The sequence below is a fragment of the Bacillus sp. FSL H8-0545 genome (genome assembly GCF_038006105.1).
Taxonomy (GTDB): Bacteria; Bacillota; Bacilli; order Bacillales; family Bacillaceae_G; genus Bacillus_A; species Bacillus_A cereus_U.
The window spans coordinates 3945411-3958468 of sequence record NZ_JBBOUO010000001.1 but is presented as its reverse complement, the minus strand read 5'-3'; the positions used below and the strand labels follow the sequence as shown (position 1 = coordinate 3958468).

Below are 13058 nucleotides of genomic sequence, written 5' to 3'. Positions count from 1 at the left end.
GTATAATGGACGAACGTCTCCTTTCAGGGGAATCTGGATATGAAGATGCGGATTTAGAGTATTCATTACGGCCACAGACGCTCCGTCAGTATATTGGCCAAGATAAAGCGAAACATAATTTAGAAGTGTTTATTGAAGCGGCAAAAATGCGCGAAGAAACGTTAGATCACGTACTTTTATATGGACCACCTGGACTTGGTAAAACGACGCTTGCGAATATTATTGCCAATGAAATGGGTGTTAACATTCGAACAACGTCAGGTCCCGCAATTGAAAGACCAGGAGATTTAGCGGCTGTATTAACAGCACTTCAGCCTGGGGATGTATTATTTATTGATGAAATTCATCGTTTGCATAGATCTATTGAAGAAGTGTTATACCCAGCGATGGAAGACTTTTGCCTTGATATCGTTATTGGGAAAGGACCGTCAGCTCGTTCTGTACGTCTAGACTTACCTCCATTTACGCTAGTTGGGGCAACGACGCGTGCAGGTGCATTATCAGCACCACTTCGTGACCGTTTTGGTGTACTTTCACGATTAGAGTACTATACAGTAGATCAGCTTTCTGCGATTGTAGAACGTACAGCAGAAGTGTTTGAAGTTGAAATAGATTCGTTAGCTGCATTAGAAATTGCAAGGCGTGCCCGTGGTACACCTCGTATTGCGAATCGTCTATTACGACGTGTACGTGACTTCGCACAAGTTCGCAGTGACGGAACCATTGCGATGGAAATTACACAAATGGCGTTAGAACTATTACAAGTAGATAAATTAGGACTTGATCATATCGATCATAAATTACTGCTTGGTATTATTGAAAAGTTCCGCGGTGGTCCAGTTGGATTAGAAACTGTTTCAGCAACGATAGGGGAAGAATCGCATACGATTGAAGATGTGTATGAGCCGTATTTATTACAAATTGGCTTTTTACAAAGAACGCCAAGAGGCCGGATCGTAACGCCGCTCGCATATGAGCATTTCGGAATGGAGATGCCAAAAGTATGACGGAGATGCCAAAGCTGCTTATTACAGCTGGTATTTTGCTCATTGTTGCTGGATTAGCTTGGAAGTTCATAGGAAGGCTTCCAGGCGATATTTTTGTGAAAAAAGGTAACGTTACCTTTTATTTTCCTATCATTACATGTATTGTGTTAAGTATTGTATTATCTTTTATTATGTATATAATAAATCGATTCAAATAAGAAATAGGTGGATACAGTTATGGATATTAATTTGTTTGATTTTCATTTACCAGAAGAGCTCATTGCACAAATTCCGCTTGAAGAGCGTGAAACATCAAGATTGATGATGTTAGACCGTGAAACAGGAGATATTGAGCACAAACATTTTACGGACATTCTTTCTTACTTACATGAGGGGGATTGCTTAGTTTTAAATGAAACGAAAGTTATGCCTGCTCGCTTGCACGGTGTGAAAGAAGATACAGGTGCACACATTGAAGTACTTCTTTTAAAACAAGAAGAGGGCGATAAGTGGGAAACGCTTATAAAGCCAGCGAAGCGTGTAAAAGAAGGAACTGTTATCTCTTTTGGTGAAGGAAAGTTAAAAGCAACTTGCATTGGAACAGCAGATCAAGGTGGGCGTCAACTTGAGTTTTCATATGACGGCATCTTTTATGAAATTTTAGACGAGCTTGGAGAAATGCCACTTCCTCCATATATTAAAGAGACGCTAGAAGATCGCGATCGTTATCAAACGGTATATGCGAAGGAAATAGGTTCAGCAGCAGCACCGACAGCTGGGCTTCATTTTACAGAAGAGTTACTCGAGAAATTGAAGCAAAAAGGCGTCGGGTTAGCGTTCATTACACTCCATGTAGGACTTGGAACATTTAGACCAGTTTCTGCAGATACGATTGAAGAGCATCATATGCACGCAGAGTATTACCATATGTCTGAAGAGACAGCTGCGTTATTAAACCGCGTGAAAGAGAATGGCGGACGTATTATTACAGTAGGTACGACATCAACTCGTACGTTAGAGACGATTGCGACAGATCATAGTGGTAAGCTTTGCGCCGCTTCTGGCTGGACAGATATTTTTATGTACCCAGGATACGAATTTAAAGCAATTGATGGTTTAATTACAAACTTCCATTTGCCGAAATCAACATTAATTATGCTTGTAAGTGCATTTGCAAATAGAGATAATGTACTTCATGCTTATAATGAAGCAGTAAAAGAAAAATATCGTTTCTTTAGCTTCGGTGATGCGATGTTCGTTGCATCTCACGCTAAAATGAGAAACAAATAAAAGGAGTAAATTATGACAGCAATTCGTTATGAATTTATTAAAACTTGTAAACAAACGGGTGCGCGTTTAGGTCGAGTACATACGCCACACGGTTCATTTGATACACCAACATTTATGCCAGTTGGTACACTTGCAACAGTTAAAACGATGTCACCAGAAGAATTAAAAGCAATGGATTCTGGCATTATTTTAAGCAATACGTATCATTTATGGCTACGTCCAGGCCACGAAATTATTCGTGAAGCAGGTGGCTTGCATAAGTTTATGAACTGGGATCGTGCAATTTTAACGGATTCAGGTGGATTCCAAGTATTTAGCTTAAGTGACTTCCGCCGCATTGAAGAGGAAGGTGTTCATTTCCGTAATCACTTAAATGGAGATAAATTATTCTTATCACCAGAAAAAGCGATGGAAATTCAAAATGCATTAGGTTCAGATATCATGATGGCATTTGATGAGTGCCCACCGTTCCCAGCTACTTTTGAATACATGAAGAAGTCTGTAGAGCGTACGAGCCGCTGGGCAGAGCGTTGTCTAAAGGCGCATGAACGTCCACAGGATCAAGGTTTATTCGGTATAGTACAGGGCGGAGAGTTTGAAGAACTTCGTCGCCAAAGTGCGAAAGATCTTGTTTCAATGGACTTCCCTGGCTATGCTATAGGCGGTCTATCTGTTGGTGAACCGAAGGATATTATGAATCGTGTTCTTGAGTTTACAACACCACTTCTTCCTGATGATAAGCCACGTTACTTAATGGGTGTAGGTTCTCCTGACTCGTTAATTGATGGTGCGATTCGCGGTGTTGATATGTTTGACTGTGTACTTCCAACTCGTATCGCTCGAAATGGTACATGTATGACAAGTGAAGGGCGTCTAGTTGTGAAAAATGCGAAATTTGCTAGAGACTTCGGACCGCTTGATCCGAACTGTGATTGCTACACATGTAAAAACTATTCTCGTGCGTACATTCGTCACTTAATGAAATGCGATGAAACGTTCGGAATTCGTTTAACGTCTTATCACAACCTTCATTTTCTGTTAAACTTAATGGAGCAGGTGAGACAAGCTATTCGTGAAGACCGTCTTGGCGATTTCCGCGAAGAGTTCTTTGAACAGTATGGCTTTAATAAACCGAATGCTAAAAACTTCTAATACATAATTTAAAAGGAGGAACAAAAGATGAATGCAGGTATGATGAATATCGTTATGATTGTTGCGATGTTTGCGATTTTCTATTTCTTATTAATTCGCCCGCAACAAAAGCGTCAAAAAGCAGTTGCTCAAATGCAAAATGAAATCAAAAAAGGTGATGCTATCGTAACAATCGGTGGTTTACACGCTACAATCGAATCAGTAGACGAAACGAAAATCGTTGTTAAATCTGGTGGTTCACACTTAACTTTCGATCGCAATGCGATTCGTGAAGTTGTGAAAAACTAATGATGAAGGCCCTGCATGAAATGTGCAGGGCCTTTTTTTAATTATTTTGTTTTGACATATTTACACCGAAAATACCTCCGAGTGTACTCGCGCCCATTAATGCTAATTGGTAGAGTAACTGTGAGTTCGATAAAGTTTGAGAGAAGCCTAAATAGTTAACGAGAAAGACGAGAAGAGTGAATGTGAGCCCTGTAGTGAAACCTACTAACCAACCTTTTCCTTGTGCCTTTTTACCAGCAATAAATCCAGACATAAGCATAGATAGAAGGGCTAGTATAAAAATAGTAATTACTAATGTCCCTTCATTAATATTCGTAAATTTTAATAAAAGAGCCATGATCATACTTGTAATAGATGCGAGGATTAATAGGGTAATAATACCGAAGCCGATTGCACCCGATAATTTTTTCGTTCCATCCATTATGCATTCCCCCTTTTTAATACAAGCATATTTTCATTTTGTTTAAGTTAGACTAGTTTCTTTTTTGTAGGGGAGCCTATAAGTAAAAAAAGGGGATGTAGCAATGGAATGGGTATCAATAATCGGACGAACAATGCTTTTGTATACAATCATTTTAATTATTTTTCGTCTTATGGGTAAACGTGAAATTGGAGAATTGAGTGTATTAGATTTGGTTGTATTCATTATGCTAGGTGAAATGGCTGTAGTGGCAATTGAAAATACAGATAAATCACTTTGGCATCAATTAGTTCCAATGATTTTTCTAATGTGTATACAAATCATTTTGTCGGTCATTTCTTTAAAGTTCCAGCGTTTTCGGCATTTAATAGAAGGAGAGCCTGCGATTCTTGTGAATGCAGGTAAAATTGATGAAAAAAAGATGCGGAAGCAGCGATATAACATAGATGATTTATTGATGCAACTACGTGAGCAAGGAATCGGAGATGTGCGTGATGTAGAATACGCTATTTTAGAACCATCTGGAAAGTTATCTGTCTTTCAAAAACAAAAAAGTAAAAAGAGCAAAAATGATACACCAATTTTTACACTCCCACTAATTATTGATGGAGAAATTCAATACAATCATTTGCAAATGATTGAGCATACAAATGAGTGGCTCGTTGAGAAATTGAATAACTTAGGTTATAAAGATGTGAAACAGATTGTATATTGTAGTTTTCAAAATGGACAATTTTTTGTTGATTTGAAAGAAAATTAGAGGCTTACCATTTTGAATGGCAAGCCCGCTTACTTCAAAAATGAAAGTTTCCGAATGATAGGGAGACGACTTAATTCTTCTTTTCGAATGAGTTTGAAAACGAAGAGGAGAACGATATAAACGATTGTTGTTAAGGTGATTTCCCATAATGTTTGTACGCCAAGTGAATGAGAAAAAACGATATGCTTATGAAGATAAAAACCGAAGGTACCAGCAATCCCGATAGCAATTCCGCCGAAAATATAGTCTTTTGCGTAAATGGTAAATGCAATTTTCTTTAAAACAGTGGCGTAGTGAAGGAATGTTACGGTTACTATATTTGCTGCGATGGCGAGGGCAACCCCCATCATTTGGAACTCTGGGCGTGAAGCGAGTGCAAAAATAACGATTAATTTTACGATAGCGCCAATAAAGGTGTTCATCATAGCAGCGCGTGCTAAGTTTAAAGCTTGCAACACAGATGTAAGGGGACTTTGGAAATAATGAAATAAAAAGCAAGGTGCAAGAAGTTGGATGAACGCGGCCGCGTTGTCTGATCCGTACATGAGAGTTAAAACTGGAGAAGCAAATACATATAATATAACGACTGACCATCCGCCGGTTATTAAGGAAATTCGAAGCGCTTGTTGTAATCGGTGTTCCACTAATTTGTGTTGTCTCTTTGCCATTGCCTCGCTAATTGATGGGACGAGTGCTGTAGAAAGGGCATATGTAATAAAGGCTGGCAGTGATAGAAGCGGGAACGCATATCCGTTTAATATACCGTATTGCTGAGTGGCGACAGAAGCAGCAACGCCGGCGATCGCTAAGCTTTGCATAACGACGATAGGTTCAAAGAAATAAGAAACGGAACCAATTAAACGGCTTCCTGTAGTTGGTAAAGCAATGTCCATAAGGGAATAAAATGTATTTTTGCTCTCCTTTACAGTAGTGAAAAATTCAGAGCGTATAGATAAATGTTTTTCGCGTTGGAATAAAGTAAGTAAAAATAATAAAGATGCAACTTCACCAAGAACAGCTGATAGCATGGCACCGGCTGCAGCATATTCTACGCCGTAAGGTAAAAATAACCGAATGCATACAGCGATAATTGTAATGCGGACAACTTGTTCTATGACTTGAGCGTAAGCGCTCGGCTTCATATTTTGTTTCCCTTGGAAATAACCACGTAAAACGGAAGAAACTGCAATAACAGGGACGACAGGTAAAATAGCCATTAATGGATAGTAAGTTCTTTCATCTGTTAATAATGTTTTTGCTAAAATAGGTGTGAGTAGCATAATCCCAATTGTTAAAATGATACTAATAATGGATGTAACGGCTAGCGAGACAGTTAATATTTTTTTAACTCTTTGTTTATCGTTCACTGCTTCCGCTTCTGCTACAAATTTTGCGATTGCCACAGGAAGACCAATTTGTGTTAATGTAATTGCTAAAATGAAGGTGGGGACAGCCATCATATAAAGGCCAACGCCTTCTTCGCCTAAAATACGTGCCATTACAATGCGGTTAATAAATCCAAGAATTTTTGTAATAAAGCCAGCTATCATTAAAATAAATGCACCTTTTAAAAAGCTTTGTCTCGTCATACTCTTCTCCTACCTTCTCAAAATCAATGGAATGATTTACAATAATTTATATGCACGTATGAGACAAGAATGACAAGCATTTAAGAGAGTAAAGTATGAATGGTACTCTTGAAAGAAGTTATTACTGTCCATTAGAGCGGGATTAAAAGCGACTTTTCGTGCTGAAATAAGAAGGAGATGTTTATATATGTTGGATAAAGAGGCTTTGGTAGAATCATACCGCGGACAGTTACAAGTCGTTTTAGAAAGTAAAGTAGAAGAGTTTCAGTTGTTCGGTTACGACCGAGTGACAGATAATGATATTTGGAAGTTTCTCAAGGCGAAAAAGTGGAAAAAGATAGACAGTGATGTTAGGTTATATGAATTAGTAAATGATGTATTAAGAGTAAGTACTAATGAATATATGAATTATTTAACTGTTGAAGCATATCAAGCACCACTTTGGTCGTTTGATGAATATGAAAATAAATAACCGACTGTAATTGGTTTGTTCTTCCTTTTGCAGTATAATGATAGGTATTGATAAAGAGGAATTAATTATGTCTAAGATTATATATAAAGGAGGTAGTGAAGAGGAAAAATAAATAATGAAAGTGTAGGTATTGTGAAAAGCTTACCGACACAGCTAGTGATGAACTAGCGGAAATACATGTATTTTATAGAAAGTAAGTCTACTAACTAGGCGTATGCACACGTGCAAAAATGAATCGTAAGAGATTTATTGAAAGTGTTAGTAGCAGAAAGAGGGTACATATGGCAAAGCGTGGTACAAGAATTGCCGCCTTTTTCCTCATCGTTTTATTAATTGGTGGAGTAATTGGTGCGGCAGGAAAAGACATAGCAAAAGGAATTAGTCTAGGACTAGACCTTCGCGGTGGTTTTGAAATTCTGTATGAAGTAAAACCAGCCAAAAAAGGTGATAAAATCGATCGTGATGCACTTGTAAGTACAGTAGGTGCTCTTGAAAATCGTGTCAATGTTCTTGGTGTAAGTGAGCCGAACATTCAAATCGAAGGGGAAGATCGAATTCGTGTACAGCTTGCTGGTGTACAAGATCAGCAAAAAGCACGTGAAATGTTATCAACACAAGCGAAATTAACATTCCGTGATGTGGATGATAACCTTCTTATGGACGGAACGGATTTAAAAGGCGGCGGAGCGAAGCAAACATTTGATGAGCAAGGCCGTGCGAGCGTAGGTCTTACACTAAAAAGCGCTGAAAAATTCCGTGAAGTAACTGAAAAGATTTCAAAAATGCCACCACCAACGAATTTAATGGTAATTTGGCTTGATTTTGAAGAAGGAAAAGATTCATATAAAGCAGAATCTGCAAAACCGAATCCGAAGTTTTTATCAGCAGCAACAGTAAGCCAAGTATTTAACCAAGCTGAAGTATCTATCGTAGGTGGAAACTTTACAGTTGAAAGTGCGAAAGAACTTTCATCGTTATTAAATGCAGGTGCACTCCCTGTTGATTTAAAAGAAATGTATTCAACATCTGTTGGAGCAAAATTTGGTCAACAAGCATTAGAGCAAACGATTTTCGCTAGTGCGATCGGTATTGCTATTATCTTCTTATTCATGCTTGTATTCTACCGTTTACCAGGACTTGTAGCGGTTATTATGTTAGGGTTATACATTTTCGTTACACTGCTTGTCTTTAACTGGATGCATGCAGTTCTTACGTTACCAGGTATTGCGGCATTAGTGCTCGGGGTAGGTATCGCAGTTGATGCGAATATCATTACGTACGAGAGATTGAAGGAAGAGCTTAAAATTGGTAAGTCGATGATGTCAGCATTCCGTGCTGGTAACCATCGTTCATTAGCGACAATTTTAGATGCGAACGTTACAACAATTGCAGCAGCTGGTGTATTATTCGCTTACGGTAATAGCTCTGTAAAAGGATTCGCAACAAGTTTAATCGTAAGTATTTTAGTTGGTTTCATTACGAACGTATTCGGTACTCGTTTCTTACTAGGTTTACTTGTAAAGAGCCGTTACTTTGATAAGAAACTATCTTACTTTGGTGTTAAGGAAAAGGATATTATTCCATTAACAAAAGGTGTAGTACATCCACCGACGAGATTTGATCGTATTAATTTCGTAAATATCGGTCATAAATTCTTCTTATTCTCAATTGTAGTTGTAATTGCTGGGGCAATTATATTACCGATCTTCAAAATGAATCTTGGTATTGACTTTGCAAGTGGTACACGTATCGACTTGCAATCAAAACAAGCAACTACTGTTTCTAATGTTCATAAAGATTTGAAAGAATTGAACATCGATGTGAAGGAAGAAGATATTGTACCGACCGGAGATGACAATAAAGGTTTCGCAGTTCGTACAGTAGGTGTTCTATCGAAAGATGAAATTGCGAAAACAAAAACATTCTTCCACGATAAATATGGTACAGATCCAAACGTAAGTACAGTTTCGCCGACAATCGGTAAAGAGATTGCACGAAATGCATTTATCGCAGTTCTGATAGCTTCATTGGTTATCATCTTATACGTAAGTATTCGTTTCCGCTTTACATATGCATTATCTGCGGTAATCGCATTGTTACATGATGCGTTCGTTATGATTGTTGTGTTTAGTCTTTTCCAGATAGAGGTAGACTTAACGTTTATCGCTGCGGTATTAACGATTATTGGTTACTCTATCAATGACTCAATCGTTACGTTTGATAGAAACCGTGAGTTATACAAACAGAAAAAACGAGTTCGCGACATAAAAGACCTAGAAGAAATCGTAAACTCAAGTATTCGTCAAACAATTGGTCGTTCAATTAATACAGTGTTAACAGTGTTATTCCCAGTAATCACACTACTTATTTTCGGTAGTGAATCACTGCGTAACTTCTCACTTGCATTATTAATTGGATTAGTTGTAGGTACGTACTCTTCTATTTTCGTGGCTTCTCAAATTTGGTTAATGCTTGAAAACCGTCGTTTGAAAAGGGGCAAAAACAAGAAGAAGGTTGAGAAAGAAGTATCTGAACCACAAGTATAAAAAATAAAACATATAAAAAGATGATGTCTCTATATGAGGCATCTCTTTTTCGTTTGCGGACACAATAAAGTAGCGCCTTTTTAAAGGGGAGATAAATGGAAGAAAGTGGTGATGTTATCTTTATTTTTGTTACAATAAAGTGAAACTTTAATGAGTGGGAGTCTTACTGCTCGTTAAAGCGGGATAAAAAGAGAGGTTAAGAAAAGAAGGGATTTCAATTATGGAAAAAGATGAACGTTTTAAACAGGCCGAGTTTGGTGCTATTGTCGGAATCGTTGGTAATATTATATTAGCGATTGTAAAAGCGGTAATCGGTTATATTGGAAACAGTAAGGCACTTTTAGCGGATGCGGTGCATTCTGGATCAGATGTAATTGGCTCGTTAGCTGTACTTTTTGGATTACGGGCAGCAAAGCAACCGCCTGATGAAGATCATCCGTATGGTCATGGTAAAGCGGAATCGATTTCAGCGATTATTGTTGCGGTATTATTATTTATTGTTGGACTAGAGATAGCGATTTCGTCTATAAAAGCTTTTTCACAAGATTTAGAACCACCAAAAGGAATTACGATTTTTGCAGTTATTCTTTCGATTGTAGTGAAAGAAGGGATGTTTCAGTATAAATATCGATTAGGGAAGAGGATAAATAGTGATGCAATTATTGCAAATGCATATGAACATCGTTCGGATGTGTTTTCTTCAATTGCAGCTTTAATCGGCATTTGTGCAGCTATTATCGGCGGTAAGTTAGGTATAGATTGGCTTGTATATGCCGATCCAATTGCGGGATTATTTGTCTCAATTCTCGTTGCTAAGATGGCGTGGAGTATTGGAGCAGAAGCTATTCATGCAACGCTTGATCATGTTTTGCATGAAGAAGATGTTGTTCCGCTTAGGGAGGCAGTTTTTCAAGTGGAAGGTGTGAAAAAAATCGGCTCTTTATATGCAAGAGAACATGGCCACTATGTTATTGTTGATATTAAAGTATCTGTAGATCCATATATCACTGTAGAAGAAGGTCACCGCATCGGAAAACATGTAAAAGAAAAACTTATGAAACAAGATAACGTACAAAATGTTTTTGTACATATTAATCCGTATTCTCCAAATTAAACATAACGGATATTTAATTATATAGATATCGAATCGTAGTTTGCATTATATTGTCACCCCTTAATCTGTCTTGTATAATGGATAGGTTAAGGGGTGATTTCGTGTTACAACCGAAGACGCGTTGGAAAGAAAAAGAATATAATGAGGAACTAGTGAGTGAATTAGCAAATAAATTGCAACTATCACCTCTTGTGACTTCATTATTTCTCGGTAGAGGCTTAAATACAGAAGATAAGATTGTAGACTTTTTAAATACAGCAGATCAAGAATTTCATGATCCATTTTTACTTGAAGGAATGGATCGGACTGTAGAACGTGTGAAAAAGGCCATTGAAAATGGAGAACAAATATTAATATTTGGCGATTATGATGCGGACGGAGTAAGTAGTACGACTGTGTTATATCTTGCTCTCAAAGAATTAGGTGCAGAAGTAGAGTTTTATATTCCAAATCGTTTTACTGAAGGCTATGGGCCAAATGAAGAAGCGTTTCGTTGGGCGCACAGTGCAGGGTTCTCACTAATTATTACTGTCGATACTGGTATCGCAGCGGTACATGAAGCGAAGGTAGCGAAGGAACTTGGGATAGATCTTATTATTACAGATCATCATGAGCCGCCACCAGAGTTACCAGAGGCACTTGCGATTATTCATCCGAAATTAGAAGGCGGTGTTTATCCGTTTCATTATTTAGCGGGTGTTGGTGTTGCATTTAAAGTTGCACATGCACTTTTGGGCCGTGTACCAGAGCATTTATTAGAAATTGCAGTAATCGGTACGGTAGCCGATTTAGTATCGCTTCATGGTGAAAATAGATTGTTAGTACAGCGTGGACTGAAGCATATGCGAATGACTCGAAATATCGGTTTAAAGGCGTTATTTAAAGTTGCTAACGTTTCGCAAAGCGAAATTACAGAAGAAAGCATCGGATTCTCACTCGCACCTCGTATTAATGCAGTTGGTCGTTTGGAAGATGCAACACCTGCTGTACACCTTTTATTATCAGAAAATCCAGAGGAAGCGAAAGAGCTAGCTGAAGAAATTGATGAGCTGAACACACTTCGAAAAGATATTGTAAAGCAAATTACAGAAGAAGCTATCGCTGAAGTCGAAAATAAATTCCCGCCGGAAGAAAATAAAGTATTAGTCCTTGCAAAAGAAGGTTGGAATCCAGGGGTAATTGGAATTGTCGCTTCTAAGTTAGTTGAACGTTTTTATCGTCCGACGATTGTATTAAGCATTGATCCTCATAAAGAAACAGCAAAGGGATCGGCTCGTAGTATTGCAGGATTTGATTTGTTTGCAAACCTTTCAGATTGCCGTGAATTGTTACCGCATTTCGGAGGTCATCCGATGGCGGCGGGAATGACGCTTAATATGAATGATGTGGATGAATTAAGACGCAGGTTAAATGAGCAAGCAGATGTAGTTTTAACAGAAGAAGATTTTATTCCGATTACAGCAGTGGATGCATTTTGTAAAGTAGAGGATGTAACGCTTGCCGCGATTGAGGAGATGCAAAAGTTAGCGCCATTTGGCGTAGGAAATCCGAAACCGCGTATTGCGGTGAAAGATGCTGACTTAGAAAGTATCCGTGCAATTGGATCTGATGGATCTCATTTGAAAATGGCTCTTCGTGAGGGACAAGCAACACTGGATACAATTGGATTTGGATTTGGTGCTTATGCGAAAGAAATCTCTCCAGTTGCGAAGGTTTCTGTAGTAGGAGAAGTGTCCATTAATGAATGGAATAACTTTAAAAAGCCGCAATTAATGGTGCAAGATATTGCTGTAGAGGCATGGCAATTATTTGACTGGCGTAGTATGCGTAATGTAGAAGCAAATTTAGCAGAACTTCCGAAAGAAAAAATAACCATGGTGTATTTTTCTGAAGAGGTATTGAATAAGTTTTCTTTAGAAGGCTATAAAGAACAGCTCGTGCATGCATCAGAGGTAACACATTTAGATGATCAATATATTGTGTTACTCGATTTGCCGAAAGGAACAGATGAATTGCGTGATTTATTTAAAGTAGGATTTCCATCTCGAATTTACACGCTATTTTATCAAGAGAACAATCATTTATTTAGTACGGTCCCAACGAGGGAACATTTTAAATGGTACTATTCTTTCTTAAACCAAAAAACACCATTTTCTTTAAAGCAATATGGGGAACAACTGTGTCGTCATAAAGGTTGGTCAAAAGATACAGTAAATTTCATGACACAGGTGTTTTTTGAGTTAGAATTTGTTACAATAAAAGACGGTGTCATTTTTATGGCAGACAAAAAACAAAAGCGTGATTTAATTGAATCGAACACATATCGTGAGAAAATGAACCACTTACAATTAGAGAAAGAATTGGTTTATAGCACATATCAGCAACTATATACATGGTTTGAAACGATTCGTAATCATAAATAAGTAGAACAGTTAGGGTA

12 protein-coding genes are annotated in these 13058 nt (G+C 37.9%); 10 read left to right on the top strand and 2 right to left on the bottom strand.

Annotation, left to right across the window (positions count from 1 at the left end):
- Positions 1 to 5: 5 nt before the first annotated feature.
- Genes ruvB through yajC form a run of 5 tightly spaced genes read left to right on the top strand, consistent with a single transcriptional unit; the run spans position 6 to position 3716 of the window.
- Complete coding sequence (gene ruvB / locus MHI07_RS20765) at positions 6 to 1007, top strand: Holliday junction branch migration DNA helicase RuvB (RefSeq protein ID WP_000344470.1); 1002 nt, start codon at positions 6 to 8, stop codon at positions 1005 to 1007.
- The gene (locus MHI07_RS20760; RefSeq protein ID WP_002112011.1) at positions 1004 to 1204 is read left to right on the top strand and encodes a DUF2905 domain-containing protein; all 201 of its coding nucleotides are present in this window, start codon (positions 1004 to 1006) and stop codon (positions 1202 to 1204) included. Before ruvB ends, MHI07_RS20760 begins: the two co-directional genes overlap by 4 nt.
- Before the next feature lie 19 nt (positions 1205 to 1223).
- A complete protein-coding gene (gene queA, locus MHI07_RS20755) occupies positions 1224 to 2276 on the top strand; it encodes a tRNA preQ1(34) S-adenosylmethionine ribosyltransferase-isomerase QueA (protein ID WP_002160379.1) in 1053 nt (350 codons plus the stop codon).
- 12 nt (positions 2277 to 2288) lie between these two features.
- Complete coding sequence (tgt, locus tag MHI07_RS20750; RefSeq protein WP_002015319.1) at positions 2289 to 3428, top strand: tRNA guanosine(34) transglycosylase Tgt; 1140 nt, start codon at positions 2289 to 2291, stop codon at positions 3426 to 3428.
- 27 nt (positions 3429 to 3455) lie between these two features.
- The gene (yajC, locus tag MHI07_RS20745; protein ID WP_002034132.1) at positions 3456 to 3716 is read left to right on the top strand and encodes a preprotein translocase subunit YajC; all 261 of its coding nucleotides are present in this window, start codon (positions 3456 to 3458) and stop codon (positions 3714 to 3716) included.
- Positions 3717 to 3753: 37 nt separating this feature from the next.
- On the opposite strand, the gene MHI07_RS20740 is transcribed toward yajC, so the two are convergent.
- A complete protein-coding gene (locus MHI07_RS20740) occupies positions 3754 to 4137 on the bottom strand; it encodes a TIGR04086 family membrane protein (protein WP_002112005.1) in 384 nt (127 codons plus the stop codon).
- A 103-nt stretch (positions 4138 to 4240) separates the two neighbouring features.
- On the opposite strand from MHI07_RS20740, the gene MHI07_RS20735 reads away from it, so the two are divergent.
- Positions 4241 to 4897: a DUF421 domain-containing protein gene (locus MHI07_RS20735; protein ID WP_002112002.1), complete on the top strand. Its 657-nt coding sequence runs from the start codon at positions 4241 to 4243 to the stop codon at positions 4895 to 4897.
- A 29-nt stretch (positions 4898 to 4926) separates the two neighbouring features.
- Here the strand turns inward: MHI07_RS20735 and spoVB are convergent, their stop codons facing one another.
- A complete protein-coding gene (gene spoVB, locus MHI07_RS20730) occupies positions 4927 to 6486 on the bottom strand; it encodes a stage V sporulation protein B (protein ID WP_070146906.1) in 1560 nt (519 codons plus the stop codon).
- A 187-nt stretch (positions 6487 to 6673) separates the two neighbouring features.
- On the opposite strand from spoVB, the gene MHI07_RS20725 reads away from it, so the two are divergent.
- The 4 genes from MHI07_RS20725 (at position 6674) to recJ (ending at position 13041) form a co-directional block, all read left to right on the top strand.
- Complete coding sequence (locus tag MHI07_RS20725) at positions 6674 to 6958, top strand: post-transcriptional regulator (protein WP_002015311.1); 285 nt, start codon at positions 6674 to 6676, stop codon at positions 6956 to 6958.
- A 281-nt stretch (positions 6959 to 7239) separates the two neighbouring features.
- Positions 7240 to 9504, top strand: coding sequence for a protein translocase subunit SecDF (gene secDF, locus MHI07_RS20720; RefSeq protein ID WP_002111999.1), 2265 nt, complete (start codon positions 7240 to 7242; stop codon positions 9502 to 9504).
- 220 nt (positions 9505 to 9724) lie between these two features.
- Positions 9725 to 10618, top strand: coding sequence for a cation diffusion facilitator family transporter (locus MHI07_RS20715; protein WP_002111998.1), 894 nt, complete (start codon positions 9725 to 9727; stop codon positions 10616 to 10618).
- A gap of 101 nt (positions 10619 to 10719) precedes the next feature.
- A complete protein-coding gene (gene recJ, locus MHI07_RS20710; protein ID WP_016106220.1) occupies positions 10720 to 13041 on the top strand; it encodes a single-stranded-DNA-specific exonuclease RecJ in 2322 nt (773 codons plus the stop codon).
- Positions 13042 to 13058: the final 17 nt, after the last annotated feature.

Coding starts and splice junctions, on each gene's coding strand:
- yajC (WP_002034132.1), top strand. CDS start 3,456: ATGAATGCAGGTATGATGAATATCGTTATGATTGTTGCGATGTTTGCG.
- spoVB (WP_070146906.1), bottom strand. CDS start 6,486: ATGACGAGACAAAGCTTTTTAAAAGGTGCATTTATTTTAATGATAGCT.
- queA (WP_002160379.1), top strand. CDS start 1,224: ATGGATATTAATTTGTTTGATTTTCATTTACCAGAAGAGCTCATTGCA.
- MHI07_RS20725 (WP_002015311.1), top strand. CDS start 6,674: ATGTTGGATAAAGAGGCTTTGGTAGAATCATACCGCGGACAGTTACAA.
- MHI07_RS20760 (WP_002112011.1), top strand. CDS start 1,004: ATGACGGAGATGCCAAAGCTGCTTATTACAGCTGGTATTTTGCTCATT.
- tgt (WP_002015319.1), top strand. CDS start 2,289: ATGACAGCAATTCGTTATGAATTTATTAAAACTTGTAAACAAACGGGT.
- MHI07_RS20735 (WP_002112002.1), top strand. CDS start 4,241: ATGGAATGGGTATCAATAATCGGACGAACAATGCTTTTGTATACAATC.
- MHI07_RS20715 (WP_002111998.1), top strand. CDS start 9,725: ATGGAAAAAGATGAACGTTTTAAACAGGCCGAGTTTGGTGCTATTGTC.
- ruvB (WP_000344470.1), top strand. CDS start 6: ATGGACGAACGTCTCCTTTCAGGGGAATCTGGATATGAAGATGCGGAT.
- secDF (WP_002111999.1), top strand. CDS start 7,240: ATGGCAAAGCGTGGTACAAGAATTGCCGCCTTTTTCCTCATCGTTTTA.
- MHI07_RS20740 (WP_002112005.1), bottom strand. CDS start 4,137: ATGGATGGAACGAAAAAATTATCGGGTGCAATCGGCTTCGGTATTATT.